This is a genomic window from Amycolatopsis thermoflava N1165 (genome assembly GCF_000473265.1).
Taxonomy (GTDB): domain Bacteria; phylum Actinomycetota; class Actinomycetes; order Mycobacteriales; family Pseudonocardiaceae; genus Amycolatopsis_E; species Amycolatopsis_E thermoflava.
The window spans coordinates 7,518,072-7,534,715 of the sequence record NZ_KI421511.1; the positions used below are offsets into that span (position 1 = coordinate 7,518,072).

Below are 16,644 nucleotides of genomic sequence, written 5' to 3' on the forward strand. Positions count from 1 at the left end.
GGTCACTTCGTACGAGCCGATTCCGCGGTTGCGGTGGTGGAGCCGGGTTTTTCCGTGCAGCTGCGGGAGCCGGGGTGAAGTGTCACCCAACCAGGACTTGTCCGAACGGCACGGAAGTAGCACGCTCGCTTGTGAAGCCGATCACCCAGCTCCCACCACTGGAGGCCTCATGCGAATCACCGTCAACGTGGACGGAACCAGTTACACCGACGAGGTCGAACCCCGCACGTTGCTCGTTCACTACCTGAGGGAGACGCTCGGGAAAGTCGGCACCGTCATCGGGTGCGACACCAGCAACTGCGGTGCCTGCACCGTGCACCTCAACGGCCAGAGCGTGAAGTCCTGCTCGGTACTCGCCGTGCAGGCCGACGGTGCCGAGGTGACGACCATCGAGGGCCTGGCCCGCGACGGCAAGCTCCACCCCGTGCAGGAAGCGTTCCACGACAACCACGCCCTGCAGTGCGGGTTCTGCACGCCGGGCATGATCATGCAGTCGATCGACCTGCTCGCCGACAACCCGAACCCGGACGAGCACGCCGTCCGCGAGGGGCTCGAGGGCAACCTGTGCCGCTGCACCGGTTACCAGAACATCGTTCGCGCCGTGCGGGACGCGGCGCAGCGGATGAGCCCGGGCGCGGGGCCGGAGGCCGAGCGCGTCTCCGGTGACGTCTCCCGCGCGCCCAGCGCGTTCGCGGGCGGGGGCGAGTGACATGACGTCGACGATCGAACCCGAGGTCGGCAAGGCGCGCACCCGCAAGGAGGACGCGCGGCTCATCACCGGCCGCACCCGCTGGACCGACAACATCACGCTGCCCGGGATGCTGCACGTGGCGATCCTGCGCAGCCCGTTCGCCCATGCCCGGATAAGTTCCATCGACACGGCCGCGGCACGGGACATGCCGGGCGTCGTCGCCGTCTACACGGCCCGCGACCTCGACCCGGACAACGCGATCGGCATGCCGTGCGCGTGGCCGATCACGCCGGACATGAAGCAGCCGCGGCGGCCCGTGCTGGCCGCCGACCAGGTCAACTTCGCCGGTGAGGGCGTCGCGGTGGTCGTGGCCCGCAGCAAGGCCGAGGCCGCCGACGCGCTCGAGGCCATCGACGTGGACTACGAGGAACTGCCGGTGGTCCTCGGCCTGGAGAACGCGATCGCCGACGACGCGCCGCTGGTGCACGACGAGCTGGGCACCAACAAGCAGGCGACATGGGTCTTCGACTCGGCCGAGGCGGGCACCGGCGGCAACGTCGAGGAAGCCCTGGCCGGCGGCGAGGTCGTGCTCAAGCGGCGGTTCCGCCAGCAGCGCCTGGTGCCCGCGTTCATGGAGCCGCGCTCGGTCGTGGTCGACCCGACCGGCACCCAGATCACCATGTGGTCGGCCACCCAGGTGCCGCACATCCTCAAGACGATGACGGCGCTGACGCTCGGCATTCCCGAGCACAAGCTGCGTGTCATCGCGCCGGACGTCGGCGGCGGGTTCGGCGGCAAGATCGCCGTGCTGCCCGAGGAGACCATGGCGGTCCTCATCGCGCAGAAGCTCGGCAAGCCGGTCAAGTGGACCGAGACCCGCTCGGAGTGCATGCAGACCGCGCACCACGGCCGCGACCAGATCCAGGACATCTCGATCAGCGCGAACCGCGACGGCACGATCACGGGCCTCAAGGTCGAACTGCTCGCCGACATGGGCGCCTACAACGGGCTCGTCGGGCCCGGCGTGCCGATCCTGGGCGCGTTCATGTTCAACGCGATCTACAAGATCCCGGCCTACCACTTCGCCTGCACGAACGTGTTCACCAACACCACGCTCACCGACGCCTACCGCGGCGCCGGGCGGCCGGAGGCCACGTTCGCGATCGAGCGGATGATGGACGAGCTGGCCGCCGAGCTGGGCATGGACCCGCTGGAGCTGCGCGAGAAGAACTGGATCAAGCACGAGGAGTTCCCGTTCACCACGGTCTGCGGGCTGACCTACGACTCGGGCAACTACGAGGCCGCCACCGAGCGCGCCAAGGAGCTGTTCGACTACGAGGGCCTGCGCCGGGAGCAGCAGGAACGCCGCGAGCGCAAGGATCCGGTGCAGCTGGGCATCGGCATCTCGACGTTCACCGAGATGTGCGGGCTGGCGCCGTCGCGGGTGCTCGGGTCGCTGGACTACGGGGCGGGCGGCTGGGAGCACGCGGCGATCCGCGTGCTGCCCACCGGCAAGGTCGAGGTCGTCACGGGCGCCTCCGCCCACGGGCAGGGGCACGAGACGGCGTGGAGCCAGATCGTGGCCGACCGGCTCGGCGTCGCGTTCGAGGACATCGAGGTCATCCACGGCGACACGCAGTCCTCGCACAAGGGCATGGACACCTACGGGTCGCGGTCGCTGGCCGTCGGCGGCATCGCGGTGGTCAAGGCCGCCGAGAAGGTCGTCGACAAGGCCCGCACGATCGCCGCGCACCTGCTGGAGTGCTCGCCGGACGACCTGGAGTTCGAGGGCGGCAAGTTCACCGTCCGCGGCACCGACACGTCGACGACGATCCAGGACGTCGCGTTCGCGACGTTCGCCGCGCACAACCTGCCCGAGGGCATGGAGCCCACGCTGGACTCCGAGGCCGTGTTCGACCCGGAGAACTTCTCGTTCCCGCACGGCACGCACCTGTGCGCCGCCGAGGTGGACACCGAGACCGGCCGGGTGCGGTTGCGCTCGTACGTGTGCGTGGACGACGTGGGCAAGGTGGTCAACCCCCTGATCGTGGAGGGGCAGGTGCACGGCGGTCTCGCCCAGGGCATCGCGCAGGCCCTGTACGAGGAGGCGGTGTTCGACGAGAGCGGCACGCTGACCACCGGCACGTTCGCCGACTACCTGCTGCCCTCGGCCGCCGACCTGCCGTCGTTCGTCACCGACCGCACCGAGACGGCGGCGACGTCGAACCCGCTGGGCGTCAAGGGCGTCGGCGAGGCGGGCACGATCGCCTCCACCCCCGCGGTGGTCAACGCGGTCGTGGACGCCGTGCGGCAGTTCGGGGTCAACGACATCGAGATGCCGTGCTCGCCCATGCGGGTGTGGTCGGCGATCCACCGCGGCCGCACCGATGCCGGCGGCGTCGGTGCGGAGGCCGGCGGCGGACTGGGTTCCATCGACGCTTCGGGAGGTGCGCAGTGATCCCCGCTGCCTTCGACTACGTCGCGCCGTCCACTGTGGACGAGGCGGTGCAGGCACTGGCCGCGGCCGGTGAGGACGCCAAGGTGCTGGCCGGCGGGCAGAGCCTCCTGCCGGTGCTGCGGATGCGGCTTGCCGCGCCCACGACGCTCATCGACCTCGGCAAGATCACCGAGCTGCGGGGTGTCCGCGACGACGGCGACGCGATCGTCATCGGCGCCATGACCACGCACTACGACGTGCAGCGCGACCAGCTGGTCGCCGAGCACGCCGCACTGCTGGCCAAGGCGACCGACACGGTGGCCGACCCGCAGGTGCGGCACCGCGGCACGTTCGGCGGTTCGATCGCGCACGCGGACCCGGCAGGCGACCTGCTGGCCCCCGCGCTGGCGTTGGACGCCGAGATGGTGATCGCGAGCAGCAGCGGCAGGCGGACGGTGCCTGCGGCGGAGTTCTTCCAGGACTTCTTCACCACGGCGCTCGAGCCGGGCGAGATCCTGGTCGAGATCCGCGTGCCGAAGCACACCGGGTGGAAGGCGCACTACGAGAAGTTCAACCGGGTCGCCCAGGCGTGGTCGATGGTCGCGGTGGCGGCCACGGTCCGCACCGACGGCGACACGATCGCCGAGGCCCGTGTGGCGCTGACGAACATGGCGTCGGTGCCGGTGCGGGCCACCGCGGTCGAGCAGGCCCTGGTGGGCCAGTCCGCGTCCGACGACACGATCCGCGCCGCGGCCGCCCACGCCGCCGAGGGCACCAGCCCCACGGCGGACGGCAACGCGGACGTGGAGTACCGGCAGGAGCTGGCCAAGGTGCTGACGGGCCGCGCGGTCTCGGCAGCCCTGGCCGCGGTGTAGCCCCGGCCCCCGCGGCCGCCCAGCACGTGGGCGGCCGCGGGCACCGGCCGGGCGAGCGCAGTGCTCTCATCGGTGAGCGCTGGCCGTGCCGGCGTGGTGCTCCCGCCCGTGGGCCCCGGGCTCCGAACGCAGCAACGTGATCATCCGACCACCGTTCCCCCATGCGGGGCGCGCCGATCCGGGTCCCGCGAAGTCACGCACATGCCGTTTCCGGCACTAAGGTGACTGCGAGGGACTTGAAGCTTTCTGGAGAAGGGAGGTCGGCCCGTGCGGCTCGACCATGAATTCACCGTTCCGGCCCCGCCCGCCGAGGTGTGGAAGGCGGTCACCGACCCGGAACGCGTTGCCCCCTGCATGCCGGGTGCGACCCTGACGAAGGTCGAGGGCGAGACGTTCACCGGCACGGTCAAGGTGAAGCTGGGGCCGATCTCCCTGCTGTACAAGGGCTCCGGCGAGTTCCTGGAGACCGACGAGCAGGCCCGCAAGATCGTGATCAAGGCCTCCGGCAAGGACTCGCGAGGAGCAGGCACCGCGGCGGCGACCGTCACGGTCACGCTGTCCGAGGAGAACGGCGGGACGAAGGGTTCCGTGGCGACGGACCTGAACGTGACCGGGCGCCCGGCCCAGTTCGGCCGGGGCATGATCTCGGAGGTCGGCGGCAAGATCCTGGACCAGTTCGCGACGAACCTGGCCGACCGCCTCGGCGCGGCGGAGACCCCAGCGGCCCCCGCCGAGGAGAAGCCGGCCGAGTCCGGGGTGACCACCGAACCGGCCCCGGAGAAGCCCAAGCTGGAGACGGTGAAGCCCCAGCCCCAGGAAGCCGAGGCGATCGACCTCTTCGAGTACGCGGGCAGCTCCATCGGCAAGCGCCTGGCCCCGGTGCTCGCCGGAGTCGCCGCGGTACTCGGCATCGTGGCCATTGTCCGCCTGATCCGCCGCCGCTGAGGCCCAGCGCCGAGCGGGCGCCCACCTGCTCGGCGCACCCCCACCCGACCACCGGGCATCGCCGCGGCCCCCCGGGTTCGCCGCACCCCACCGGGCTGGCACGCGGCCTGCTGGCGCGCAACCCTGCCGTGCTGGCTCGCGGCCCGCCCGCGCATGTCCCCATTGCGGAGACACGCGGCCCGCTCGCGCGCACTCGCACCGCGCTGGCAGGCGGCCTGCTCGCGCGCCTCCCCACCGTGCTGGTACGCGGCCCGTTCGCGCACCCCACGGTGCGCCCACGCGGCCGCTCGCGCACAGGCCTGCCCAAGCGTGGCATCACCCGGTCTCGCGCCCGCTGCATCGCGACCAGCGTGCCGCCCCGCGCCGGGCGCTGCCCATCGCTCAGGGCCGGGCGTTACCTGTCGCCCCGCTGCGCGCCGGGTGCTGCCTGTCGCGCCGCCCCGCGCCGGGGGCTGGCCATCGCGCCGCTCCGCGCCGGGGGCTGGCCATCGCGCCGCTCCGCGCCGGGGGCTGGCCATCGCGCCGCTCCGCGCCGGGGTGCCGCTCCGCGGAGTTCTGCCCACTCCGCATGGTGCGGTCGTGCGCCCCGCGCCCTCCACCCCGCGCCGGTCCTCCCGCCCACCGCCGCGCCCGCACTTTCAGCCAGGCGCCCGGCCGTCCCACCCAGCGCCGCGGCGCGCCGCCGCCTCCGCCCGCCGCGCCCGCACCGACCCGCCTCACCCCGACGTGCCGAGCGCCACGGCGGGGAAGTGGGTCGCCGCGGGCGATGTTGTACCTCTTGTGCGTACCGAAACCGATGTCGTGGTGATCGGAGCGGGGCAGGCCGGCCTGTCGGCCGCCTACTTCCTCCGGCGGTCCGGCCTGGAGTTCGTCGTCCTCGATCGGGATTCCGCGCCGGGCGGGGCGTGGCAGCATCGGTGGCCCTCGTTGCGGCTGGACAAGGTCCACAAGTTCCACGACCTGCCTGGCATGGCGTTCGACGAGCAGGACGAGCACCGGAAGGCGTCGGAAGTCGTCGCGGAGTACTTCGCGCGCTACGAGCGCGCCTTCGAGCTGCCGGTGCGGCGCCCGGTCGAGGTGGTCGCCGTCCGGGACGTGGGTGAGCGGCTCCTCGTCGAGAGCGCCGGTGGCGACAGCTGGGCCGCCCGCGCCGTGATCAACGCGACCGGCACCTGGACGCGCCCGTTCTGGCCGCACTACCCCGGCCAGGAGACGTTCACCGGCCGCCAGTTGCACACCGCCGACTACCGCGGCGCGGAGGAGTTCCGCGGGCAGCACGTCCTGGTCGTCGGGGGCGGCACGTCGGCCGTGCAGCTGCTCATCGAGATCGCCGAGTTCGCGAGCGGCACCACCTGGGTCACCCGGCGCCCGCCGGTGTTCAAGGACGTCGAATTCAGCCCCGAGCTGGGCCGCGAAGCCGTGGCGCAGGTCGAGCGCCGCGTGCGGGCCGGGCTGCCCCCGGGGAGCGTGGTGAGCGTGACCGGCCTGATGCGCACGCCGCAGGTGCGCGAAGCCGAGGCCCGCGGGATCCTCGACCGGAAGCCGATGTTCGACCACCTGACGCCGACAGGCGTTGTGTGGCCGGACGGCACCGAGCAGCACGTCGACGCGATCCTCTGGGCGACCGGTTTCCGCGCCGCGCTGGACCACCTCGCGCCACTGCACCTGCGCGAACCCGGCGGCGGCATCCGCATGGAAGGCACCCGCGCGGCCGCCGAACCCCGCCTGCACCTGGTCGGCTACGGCCCGTCCGCGAGCACGATCGGCGCGAACCGAGCGGGCCGCGCAGCAGTCCGCGAGATCCGGCAGCTGCTGGCCGCACCCGAGGTGGCCGCAGCGAGCTGAGCGACTCGCCTGGGGTGACTACCGGGGGAGTAGTGGCCGCACGGCGCGGGCCCGCAGGACCGGCGTGGGCGCACGGGGGTGGCCGCGATACGGCTAATTCCGGGTGGGCACCGGAGTGGGGATGGGGTGGGTGAGCGCGCCTGGGGGCGGCGGCGCAGTTGGTTGGGGGCGAAGCCGTGGGCCGAGGGGGTGGCGGCGCGCCGCGGGCCTCTGGGACCGGCGTAGGCGCACAGGGGTGGCTTCGGGGTGGGGCCGGGATGGGGGTAGCTGGACGCGCCCGGGGGCTCAAGGGGAGCTGTGGGGCCGAGGGGGCGCTGTGGGCGAGCCGTGGCGGTGCGGAGTGGAGCTGCGGGGTGCATCGGGGGTGGTGGCGGCGCCGCTGGTCCGGCACCGGAAGCCCAGGCCGCGCAGGGCGCCGGGTCGCCGTAAGCGCCCAGCCGCCGAAGGCCCCTGCCGCCGGAAGCCCAGGCCGCGCAGGGCGCCGGTCCAGCCGCCGTAAGCGCCCAGCCGCCGAAAGCGCCCAGCCGCCGAAAGCGCCGGGCCGCCGAAAGCGCGGGGCCGCCGAAAGGACCCTGCCGCCGGAAGCGCCGGGCCGCCGGAAGCGCCCAGCCGCCGAAAGCCCGGGCCGCCGGAAGGACCCAGTCGCCGGAAGCGCCGGGCCGCCGAGAAGCGCGCCGCCGTCAGTTCGGCAGTGCGAAGACCCTCCGCGCGTTGCCACCCAGAAAAGCCTCCCGTGCGGAAACCCCCAGCTCCAACGCGGGCAGCTGCTTCAGGGCCTGTGCCGGGGTGAGCATCGGGTAGTTGCTGCCGAACATGACGCGCGTCCGGCCGCGGTCGCGCATGAACTCGACCAGCTCGGCGGGCAGCCGGTGCACCGCGTAGGCCGACGTGTCCACGTGGAAGTTCGGGTACTTCGTCGCCAGGGACAGGACCTCCGCCATCCACGGGTAGCCCACGTGGCCGCCCACCACGACCAGCTCCGGGAAGTCCAGCAGCACCTCGTCCAGGTACGGGATCGGCCGCCCCGGCTCGGACGGGCACCGCGGGCCGGTGTGGCCGATCTGCGTGCAGAACGGCACGTCCTCCTCCACGCAGGCCACGTAAACCGGGTAGTAGCGGCGGTCGTTCGGTGGCAGGTTCCACAGCCACGGCACCACCCGCACGCCGACGAAACCGTTCCGCACGCACCTCCTGACCTCCCGCACCGCCCGCACCGGGTCCGTCAGGTCCACCGTTGCGACCCCCGCGAACCGGTCCGGGTGCGCCGCCACCAGCTCCGCCACCTCGTCGTTCGTGATCAGCGCGCCACCCGGCCCGTGCCAGGCCGACAGCAGCCCGACCCGCACCCCGGCCTCGTCCATCGCGTCGAGCGTCGCCCTCAGCTGGGGCGTCCTGCGGGACATGTTCGTCCACCGCACCAGCGTCTCCAGCCACGGCTGGTCCATGAACCGCTGATTCGGCTGCTGCATCCACACGTCGACCACGTCAGCCATCGCTCACCCTCCCAGTGGCCCGCCGAAGATCCGCTTGACAGCATCCCACGCCCACCCCAAGGGTTGTCACATGAACAAGGGCATGCTCACCCTCGACCAGCTCCGCGAACTGGCCGAGGAGGGCGCCGTGGACACCGTGCTCGTCGCGATGACCGACATGCAGGGCCGCCTCCAGGGCAAACGCTGCTCGGCCGCGTACTTCCTCAACGAGGTCGTCACCCACGCCACCGAAGCCTGCAACTACCTCCTCGCCGTCGACGTGGACATGAACACCGTCGACGGCTACGCGATCTCGAGCTGGGAAAGCGGTTACGGCGACTTCGTCCTCCGCCCGGACCTGTCCACGCTGCGCCGCGTGCCCTGGCACGACGGGACCGCCCTCGTGCTGTGCGACGTCGAGCGCGTCGAGGGCGGCGAGGTCACCGCCTCGCCCCGGCAGGTCCTGCGCCGCCAGCTCGACCGGCTCGCCCAGCGCAACCTCGCCGCGTTCGTCGGCACCGAGCTGGAGTTCATCGTCTTCGACGACACCTACGAGCAGGCCTGGCGCGGCGGCTACCGCGACCTGACACCCGCCAACCAGTACAATGTGGACTATTCGATGCTCGGCACCGCCAGGCTGGAGCCGTTGCTGCGCCGCATCCGCAACGACATGGCCGGCGCGGGCATGTACGTCGAGTCCGCCAAGGGCGAGTGCAACCCCGGCCAGCACGAAATCGCGTTTCGCTTCGACGAGGCCCTGCGCACCTGCGACAACCACAGCATCTACAAGACCGGCGCGAAGGAGATCGCCGCGCAGGAGAACCGCAGCCTCACCTTCATGGCCAAGTACAACGAGCGCGAGGGCAACTCCTGCCACATCCACCTCAGCCTGCGCGGCACGGACGGCGCCCCGGTGTTCGCGCAGGACCCCGCGCTGATGCGGCACTTCATCGCCGGGCAGCTGGCCTGCCTGCGTGAACTGACCTACTTCCTCGCGCCGAACATCAACTCCTACAAGCGTTTCGTCCCCGGCAGTTTCGCGCCGACCGCCGTCGCCTGGGGCACCGACAACCGCACCTGCGCGCTGCGCGTCGTCGGCCACGGCGAGTCGCTGCGGGTGGAGAACCGGGTGCCGGGCGGCGACGTCAACCCCTACCTCGCCGTCGCCGCGATCATCGCCGCCGGCCTGCACGGCATCGAGAACGAGCTGCCGCTGGAGGACGAGTTCACCGGCAACGCCTACCACTCGGGCAAGCCGACCGTGCCGACTACGCTGCGGGAGGCGGCGGAGCTGCTGGCCGACAGCAAGGTCGCGCGCGAGGCGTTCGGCGAGGACGTCGTCGAGCACTACCTCAACGCGGCCAGGGTCGAGCTCGCCGCCTTCGATGCCGCCGTCACCGACTGGGAGCGCCAGCGTGGGTTCGAACGCCTCTAAGCCCATCATCGGTCTGACCACCTACACGGAAAAGGCGAGCTGGGGCGTCTGGCACACCGACGCCGCACTCCTCCCACGTTCCTATGTGGACGCGACAAGCAACGCCGGTGGTATCCCGGTCCTGCTCCCGACAGGGGGCACCCAAGCACTGTCCGCTGTGGACGCCCTCGTCCTGACGGGCGGAGCCGACGTCGAACCCCACCGCTACGGCCAAGATCCCGAGGACAAGACCGTCACCCGTCCCGAACGCGACGCCGCCGAGTTCGCCCTCGCGCGGGCCGCCCTCGACCGCGGCCTGCCGGTGCTCGGCGTGTGCCGCGGCATGCAGGTCCTCAACGTCGCCCTCGGCGGCAGCCTGATCCAGCACCTGCCGGACCGCGTCGGCCACTCCGGGCACCAGCCGTCGCCGGGCGTCTACGGCCCGACACACGTCACCCTCGCCGAAGGCAGCCGGATCGCGGGCATCCTCGGCGCGGATGCGAAGTGCCAGTGCTACCACCACCAGGCCGTCGACCGGCTCGGTGACCGCCTGCGGGCCGTGGGCCACGCCGCGGACGGCACGATCGAAGCCGTCGAGCTGCCGGGCGCGGGGTTCGTGGTCGGCGTGCAGTGGCACCCGGAAGAGGACACGCAGGAGACCCGGTTGTTCGCGGCGTTGGTGGAGGCGGCGTGCAGGTGATCGACCCGGCCACCGAGGACGTCATCACCGACGTCCCGCTGGCCACCGAAGAGGAAGCCGACGCGGCCATCGCGCAGGCTCGCAGGGCGTTCCCCGCGTGGCGGGACACCGCCCCCGGCGACCGCGCCCGCCTGCTGCGCCGGTTCGCGGAGGCCGTCGACGGCGACCTGGAGAACCTCGCGCGCCTGGAGGTGCGCAACTCCGGTCACACCATCGGCAACGCCCGCTGGGAGGCCGGCAACGTCCGCGACGTGCTGCACTACTACGCCGGCGCGCCGGAACGCCTGCTCGGGCAGCAGATCCCCGTCGCGGGCGGGCTGGACGTGACCTTCCACGAGCCGCTGGGCGTGGTCGGCCTGATCGTGCCGTGGAACTTCCCGATGCCGATCGCGGGCTGGGGACTCGCGCCCGCCCTCGCCGCCGGCAACACCGTCGTGCTCAAACCGGCCGAGCTGACCCCGCTCACCGCGCTCCGCCTCGCCGAGCTGGCCCGCGAGGCCGGGATCCCGGAAGGCGTCTTCCAGGTCGTGCCCGGTGCCGGCCCCGTCGTCGGGCAGCGGTTCGTCACGCACCCGGACGTGCGCAAGGTCGTCTTCACCGGGTCCACCGCGGTCGGCAAGCAGGTCATGGCCGGCTGCGCCGAGCAGGTCAAGCGCCTGACGCTGGAGCTGGGCGGCAAGAGCGCGAACATCGTCTTCGCCGACGCCGACCTGGAGAAGGCCGCCGCGACCGCGCCCTACGGCGTGTTCGACAACGCGGGCCAGGACTGCTGCGCTCGCTCCCGCATCCTCGTCGAACGCAGCGTCCACGACCGGTTCCTGGAGCTGCTGGAGCCCGCCGTGCGGAACCTCGTCGTCGGCGACCCCGGCGACGAGAAGTCCGAGATGGGCCCGCTGATCTCCGCCGAGCACCGCGAAAAGGTCGCCTCCTACCTCGACGACGCCGAGGTCGCCATCCGCGGCAGCGCCCCCGACGGTCCGGGCTTCTGGTTCCCGCCCACGGTCGTGACGAAGCCGGGCGAACGCCTGCTGACCGAGGAGGTCTTCGGCCCGGTCGTCGCGGTGGTGCCGTTCCGTGACGAGGCGGACGCGGTGCGCATCGCCAACGACACCACCTTCGGGCTGTCCGGCTCGATCTGGACCCGCGACGTGGGCCGGGCCCTGCGCGTGTCCCGCGCGGTCGAGGCGGGCAACCTGTCGGTCAACTCGCACTCGTCGGTGCGGTACTGGACGCCCTTCGGCGGCTTCAAGCAGTCCGGTCTGGGCCGCGAGCTGGGGCCCGACGCCCTGCACGCGTTCACCGACGTCAAGAACGTCTTCATCAGCACGGAGGCATGGATGCAGCGGTTCGACGGCCGGGTCGTCGTGATCACCGGCGGCGGCAGCGGGATCGGCCTGGCGACCGCCCGCCGCCTGGCGAGCGAGGGCGCGAAGGTGGTGGTCGCCGACATCGACGCCGACGCGGGCAAGAAGGCGGCCGCGGAGGTCGGTGGCGAGTTCGTCCCCACCGACGTGACCAGCGAGGAGCAGGTCGAGGCCCTCTTCGCCACGACGGTCGACCGGTTCGGCTCCCTCGACGTGGCGTTCAACAACGCCGGCATCTCCCCGCCGGAGGACGACTCGATCCTCACCACCGGCATCGACGCCTGGCAGAAGGTCCAGCAGGTCAACCTGACCTCGATCTACCTGTGCTGCAAGCACGCCATCCCGCACATGCAGCGGCAGGGCAAGGGCTCGATCGTCAACACCGCGTCCTTCGTGGCGGTGATGGGCGCCGCGACCTCGCAGATCTCCTACACCGCGTCCAAGGGCGGCGTGCTGGCGATGACCCGCGAGCTGGGCGTCCAGTTCGCCCGCGAGGGCATCCGGGTCAACGCGCTGTGCCCCGGACCGGTGAACACGCCGCTGCTGCGCGAGCTGTTCGCCAAGGACCCGGAGCGGGCCGCGCGCCGCCTGGTGCACGTGCCGCTGGGCCGCTTCGCCGAGCCGGAGGAGATCGCCGCCGCCGTGGCCTTCCTGGCCAGCGACGATGCGTCGTTCATCACGGCGTCGCAGTTCCTGGTGGACGGCGGTATCTCGGGCGCGTACGTTACCCCGCTGTAGACTGAAGCCGGACAACTGAACAGCAGGCCGTCACGAGCCGGAGCGGGAGAGTCCCCAGGTCAGCCCTGGGGCGCCGAAGGAGCAACTTCCCCGCCAATCTCTCAGGTACCAGTTACCGCTCCGCGCCAGGCCACTCTGGAAAGCAGGCGCGCGCATCGCGCCTCACCCAAGGTGAAAGCCGCGAGCGCGGTGAAACTCTCAGGTGCCGATGACAGAGGGGGAGTTCCCGCACCCGTAGATGAGGAGCTCCCGATGTCCTTCGCCGATCGCCACATCGGACCTTCCGAGCACGAACAGGCCAAGATGCTCGCCGAGTGCGGGTTCGGGAGCCTGGACGCGCTGGTCGAGGCCGCCGTCCCGGCGTCGATCCGCACCGCGGGCGCGCTCGACCTGCCCCCGGCCTCCGAGCAGGAGGCGACCGCCGAGCTGCGGGCGCTGGCGGCGAAGAACCGCCCGATGACCCAGATGATCGGCCTCGGCTTCAGCGACACCGTCACCCCGCCGGTCATCCGCCGCAACGTGCTGGAGAACCCGGCCTGGTACACCGCGTACACGCCGTACCAGCCGGAGATCTCGCAGGGGCGGCTGGAGGCGCTGCTCAACTTCCAGACGATGGTGTCGAACCTGGCCGGCCTGGACATCGCCAACGCCTCCCTCCTCGACGAGTCCACCGCGGTCGCCGAGGCCGTCCTGCTCATGCGACGCGCGTCGAAGGCGAAGTCGTCGCGCGTCGTGCTGGACGCCGAGTGCCTGCCGCAGACCATCGCGGTGGTGCGGACGCGGGCCGAGGCGATCGGCATCGAGGTCGACGTGCGGGACCTGGGCACCGGGCTGCCGGAGGACTTCTTCGGCGTCGTCGTGCAGTACCCGGGCGCGTCCGGCGTGCTGCGCGGCAAGGGCTTCTACGAGGCGATCGGCAAGGTCGCCAAGGACGCCGGCGCGCTCTACACCGTGGCCGCGGACCTGCTGGCGCTGACGCTGGTCACCGCGCCGGGCGAGTTCGGCGCCGACATCGCGGCAGGCACCACCCAGCGCTTCGGCGTGCCGCTCGGCTACGGGGGCCCGCACGCCGGGTACCTCGCCGTGCGCAAGGGCCTGGAGCGGTCGCTGCCCGGCCGCCTGGTCGGCGTGTCGGTCGACGCGGACGGCAACACCGCGTACCGGCTTGCGCTGCAGACCCGCGAGCAGCACATCCGCCGCGAGAAGGCGACCTCGAACATCTGCACCGCGCAGGTGCTGCCCGCCGTGCTGGCCGCGATGTACGCCGTCTACCACGGTCCGGAGGGCCTCAAGGAGATCGCGCAGCGCGTTCACGGCCTGGCCGCCGGGCTGGCCGGGGCGCTGCGGTCCGCGGGCGTGGAGGTCGTGCACGAGAGCTTCTTCGACACCGTGCTCGCGCGGGTGCCGGGCCGGGCCGCCGCCGTGGTCGCCGCGGCGCGCGAGTCGGGCGTGAACCTCGGCCGCGTGGACGACGACCACGTGCGGGTCGCCTGTGACGAAGTGACCACTGTGGACATCGTGGACCGCGTGCTGCGGGCGTTCGGCGCGGAGCCGGGCATCGCCGACGGCGCCACCGCGCTGCCCGCCGGGCTGGCCCGCACCAGCGAGTTCCTGACGCACGAGGTGTTCCACACCCACCGTTCGGAGACCGCGATGCTGCGGTACCTGCGCCGTCTGTCCGATCAGGACTACGCGCTGGACCGCGGCATGATCCCGCTCGGCTCGTGCACGATGAAGCTCAACGCGACCGCCGAGATGGAGCCGATCAGCTGGCCGGAGTTCGCGGGCCTGCACCCGTTCGCGCCCGCCGAGGACGCGGCGGGCTACCGCGAGCTGATCGACCAGCTCTGCGGCTGGCTCGCCGAGGTCACCGGCTACGACGAGGTGTCCCTGCAGCCCAACGCCGGCAGCCAGGGTGAGCTGGCCGGGCTGCTCGCCATCCGCGCCTACCACCGCGCCAACGGGCAGCCGGAGCGCGACGTGTGCCTGATCCCGTCGTCGGCGCACGGCACCAACGCCGCCTCCGCCGTGCTCGCCGGGATGCGCGTGGTCGTGGTGGCCTGCAACGACAACGGCGACGTCGACCTGGACGACCTGCGTGCCAAGGCGGAGCAGCACCGCGACGCGCTGTCCGCGATCATGGTCACCTACCCGTCCACGCACGGCGTGTACGAGGAGGGCATCGGCGAGATCGCACGCATCGTGCACGAAGCCGGCGGGCAGGTCTACGTCGACGGCGCGAACCTCAACGCGCTGCTGGGCCTGGCGAAGCCGGGCGAGTTCGGTGGCGACGTGTCGCACCTGAACCTGCACAAGACGTTCTGCATCCCGCACGGCGGTGGCGGCCCCGGCGTCGGCCCGGTCGCGGTGCGCGCGCACCTCGCGCCGTACCTGCCCAACCACCCGCTGTCCGACGGCGCGGGCCCGGACACCGGCGTCGGCCCGATCTCGGCGGCGCCGTTCGGCTCGGCGTCGATCCTGCCGATCTCGTGGGCCTACATCCGGATGATGGGCGGGGCCGGGCTGACCAGCGCCACCAAGGTCGCCGTGCTCGCCGCGAACTACGTCGCCGCGCGGCTGTCCCCGCACTACCCGGTGCTCTACACCGGGCGCAACGGGCGGGTGGCGCACGAGTGCATCCTCGACCTGCGCGCGCTGACCAAGCGCACCGGCGTGACGGTCGACGACGTCGCCAAGCGCCTGGTGGACTACGGCTTCCACGCGCCGACGATGTCGTTCCCGGTCGCCGGGACGCTGATGGTCGAGCCGACCGAGAGCGAGGACGTCGCCGAGCTGGACCGGTTCTGCGACGCGATGATCGCCATCCGGCGGGAGATCGAGGAGGTCGCCGAGGGCCGGTGGGCCATCGAGCAGAGCCCGCTGCGCAACGCGCCGCACACCGCGGAGATGCTCACCGGTGACTGGGACCTGCCGTACGACCGCAAGACCGCGGTCTACCCGGGCGGGATGTCGCCGAAGAACAAGTACTGGTCCCCGGTCCGGCGCATCGACGGCGCCCACGGCGACCGCAACCTCGTCTGCTCGTGCCCGTCCATCGAAGCCTACGGGAGCTGACCATGCGCACCGCACTGTATTCCGTCCACAAGGGACTGGGCGCGCTGTTCACCGACTTCGCGGGCTGGGAAATGCCGGTGCGGTACGGCAGCGAGCTGGCCGAGCACCGCGCGGTGCGCGAGGCGGCCGGGCTGTTCGACCTCTCCCACATGGGCGAGATCGAGGTGACCGGCCCGCAGGCCCCCGACGCGCTCGACCACGCGTTCGTCGGCAGGCTGTCCGCGGTCAAGCCGGGCCGCGCCCGCTACACGATGATCTGCGACGCCGACGGCGGGGTGATCGACGACCTCGTGGTGTACCGGCTCGAGGACGAGAAGTACCTCGTGGTCGCCAACGCGGGCAACGCGCCGGCGGTCGCCGCCGAGCTGACCGAGCGCGCGTCCCGCTTCGACGCGCGGGTCACCGACCGGTCGGCGGAGTTCGCGTTGATCGCGGTCCAGGGCCCGAAGGCGGTGGACGTGGTCGGTGCGGTCACCGACGCCGACCTGGCCGACCTGAAGTACTACGCGAGCATGCCCGCCACGGTGAAGGGCCACGAGGTGCTGCTGGCGCGCACCGGCTACACCGGCGAGGACGGCTTCGAGCTGTACGTCCCCGCGGACGAAGCGGCGTCGGTGTGGCACATCCTCACCGAGGCCGGTCAGCCGCACGGGCTGGTGCCCGCCGGGCTCGCCTGCCGCGACACGCTGCGCCTGGAGGCGGGCATGCCGTTGTACGGCAACGAGTTGTCCCGGCAGCGGTCGCCGTTCGAGGCGAACCTGGGCCGTGTGGTCAAGCTGGACAAGCCCGACTTCGTCGGCAAGGCGGCGCTGGCAGGGCGGCAGGAGCCGTCCGAGGTGCTGGTCGGGCTGCGTGGCACCGGGCGGCGCGCGCCGCGGCACGGGTACCGCGTGCTCTCCGGCGAGGAGCCGGTGGGCGAGGTGACCAGCGGCGCCTTGTCGCCGACGCTGGGCCACCCGGTGGCGATGGCCTACGTGCCGGTCGCGCTGAGCGAGCCGGGCACGCAGCTGTCGGTCGACATCCGCGGCCGGATCGAGCCGGTCGAGGTCGTCGCGTTGCCGTTCTACCAGCGGGACGCAACGAAGTAA

Annotated in this window: 11 protein-coding genes, 1 pseudogene and 1 riboswitch; of the genes and pseudogenes, 11 read left to right on the forward strand and 1 reads right to left on the reverse strand. The window is 72.1% G+C overall.

Annotated features, from left to right (window positions below):
- Window positions 1-169: 169 nt before the first annotated feature.
- The 5 genes from AMYTH_RS0137320 to AMYTH_RS0137340 all read left to right on the forward strand — a co-directional run bounded on the left by AMYTH_RS0137320 (window position 170) and on the right by AMYTH_RS0137340 (window position 6,793).
- A complete protein-coding gene (locus AMYTH_RS0137320; RefSeq protein WP_027934499.1) occupies window positions 170-709 on the forward strand; it encodes a (2Fe-2S)-binding protein in 540 nt (179 codons plus the stop codon).
- A 1-nt stretch (window position 710) separates the two neighbouring features.
- Complete coding sequence (locus tag AMYTH_RS0137325) at window positions 711-3,149, forward strand: xanthine dehydrogenase family protein molybdopterin-binding subunit (protein WP_027934500.1); 2,439 nt, start codon at window positions 711-713, stop codon at window positions 3,147-3,149.
- Window positions 3,146-4,003 (forward strand): FAD binding domain-containing protein, encoded by an 858-nt coding sequence (locus AMYTH_RS0137330; RefSeq protein WP_027934501.1) that lies wholly within the window; start codon window positions 3,146-3,148, stop codon window positions 4,001-4,003. Before AMYTH_RS0137325 ends, AMYTH_RS0137330 begins: the two co-directional genes overlap by 4 nt.
- A 267-nt stretch (window positions 4,004-4,270) precedes the next feature.
- Complete coding sequence (locus tag AMYTH_RS0137335) at window positions 4,271-4,948, forward strand: SRPBCC family protein (RefSeq protein ID WP_027934502.1); 678 nt, start codon at window positions 4,271-4,273, stop codon at window positions 4,946-4,948.
- A gap of 780 nt (window positions 4,949-5,728) precedes the next feature.
- Entirely contained in the window at window positions 5,729-6,793 is a 1,065-nt protein-coding gene (locus AMYTH_RS0137340; protein WP_027934503.1) for an FAD-dependent oxidoreductase, read from the forward strand.
- Between the two features lie 680 nt (window positions 6,794-7,473).
- Here AMYTH_RS0137340 and AMYTH_RS0137345 read toward each other — a convergent pair.
- The gene (locus AMYTH_RS0137345; RefSeq protein WP_027934504.1) at window positions 7,474-8,286 is read right to left on the reverse strand and encodes an amidohydrolase family protein; all 813 of its coding nucleotides are present in this window, start codon (window positions 8,284-8,286) and stop codon (window positions 7,474-7,476) included.
- Between the two features lie 82 nt (window positions 8,287-8,368).
- Between AMYTH_RS0137345 and AMYTH_RS0137350 the strand changes: the two genes are divergently transcribed.
- The 6 genes and pseudogenes from AMYTH_RS0137350 to gcvT all read left to right on the forward strand — a co-directional run bounded on the left by AMYTH_RS0137350 (window position 8,369) and on the right by gcvT (window position 16,644).
- Window positions 8,369-9,700, forward strand: a complete 1,332-nt coding sequence (locus AMYTH_RS0137350) for a glutamine synthetase family protein (RefSeq protein ID WP_027934505.1) — start codon at window positions 8,369-8,371, stop codon at window positions 9,698-9,700.
- Entirely contained in the window at window positions 9,681-10,379 is a 699-nt protein-coding gene (locus AMYTH_RS0137355) for a gamma-glutamyl-gamma-aminobutyrate hydrolase family protein (RefSeq protein ID WP_027934506.1), read from the forward strand. Before AMYTH_RS0137350 ends, AMYTH_RS0137355 begins: the two co-directional genes overlap by 20 nt.
- Window positions 10,370-11,710: pseudogene (locus AMYTH_RS50025) on the forward strand (aldehyde dehydrogenase family protein); the annotation flags it as partial. The gene AMYTH_RS0137355 and the pseudogene AMYTH_RS50025, both read left to right, overlap by 10 nt.
- 6 nt (window positions 11,711-11,716) lie before the next feature.
- Window positions 11,717-12,481, forward strand: coding sequence for a 3-oxoacyl-ACP reductase (locus tag AMYTH_RS50030; protein ID WP_209440889.1), 765 nt, complete (start codon window positions 11,717-11,719; stop codon window positions 12,479-12,481).
- A 33-nt stretch (window positions 12,482-12,514) separates the two neighbouring features.
- Window positions 12,515-12,609: riboswitch (glycine riboswitch) on the forward strand.
- Between the two features lie 124 nt (window positions 12,610-12,733).
- The gene (gene gcvP, locus AMYTH_RS0137365) at window positions 12,734-15,556 is read left to right on the forward strand and encodes an aminomethyl-transferring glycine dehydrogenase (protein WP_027934507.1); all 2,823 of its coding nucleotides are present in this window, start codon (window positions 12,734-12,736) and stop codon (window positions 15,554-15,556) included.
- Between the two features lie 2 nt (window positions 15,557-15,558).
- Entirely contained in the window at window positions 15,559-16,644 is a 1,086-nt protein-coding gene (gene gcvT / locus AMYTH_RS0137370; protein WP_410468327.1) for a glycine cleavage system aminomethyltransferase GcvT, read from the forward strand.

Coding starts and splice junctions, on each gene's coding strand:
- AMYTH_RS50030 (WP_209440889.1), top strand. CDS start 11,717: ATGCAGCGGTTCGACGGCCGGGTCGTCGTGATCACCGGCGGCGGCAGC.
- AMYTH_RS0137350 (WP_027934505.1), top strand. CDS start 8,369: ATGCTCACCCTCGACCAGCTCCGCGAACTGGCCGAGGAGGGCGCCGTG.
- AMYTH_RS0137345 (WP_027934504.1), bottom strand. CDS start 8,286: ATGGCTGACGTGGTCGACGTGTGGATGCAGCAGCCGAATCAGCGGTTC.
- gcvP (WP_027934507.1), top strand. CDS start 12,734: ATGTCCTTCGCCGATCGCCACATCGGACCTTCCGAGCACGAACAGGCC.
- gcvT (WP_410468327.1), top strand. CDS start 15,559: ATGCGCACCGCACTGTATTCCGTCCACAAGGGACTGGGCGCGCTGTTC.
- AMYTH_RS0137325 (WP_027934500.1), top strand. CDS start 711: ATGACGTCGACGATCGAACCCGAGGTCGGCAAGGCGCGCACCCGCAAG.
- AMYTH_RS0137320 (WP_027934499.1), top strand. CDS start 170: ATGCGAATCACCGTCAACGTGGACGGAACCAGTTACACCGACGAGGTC.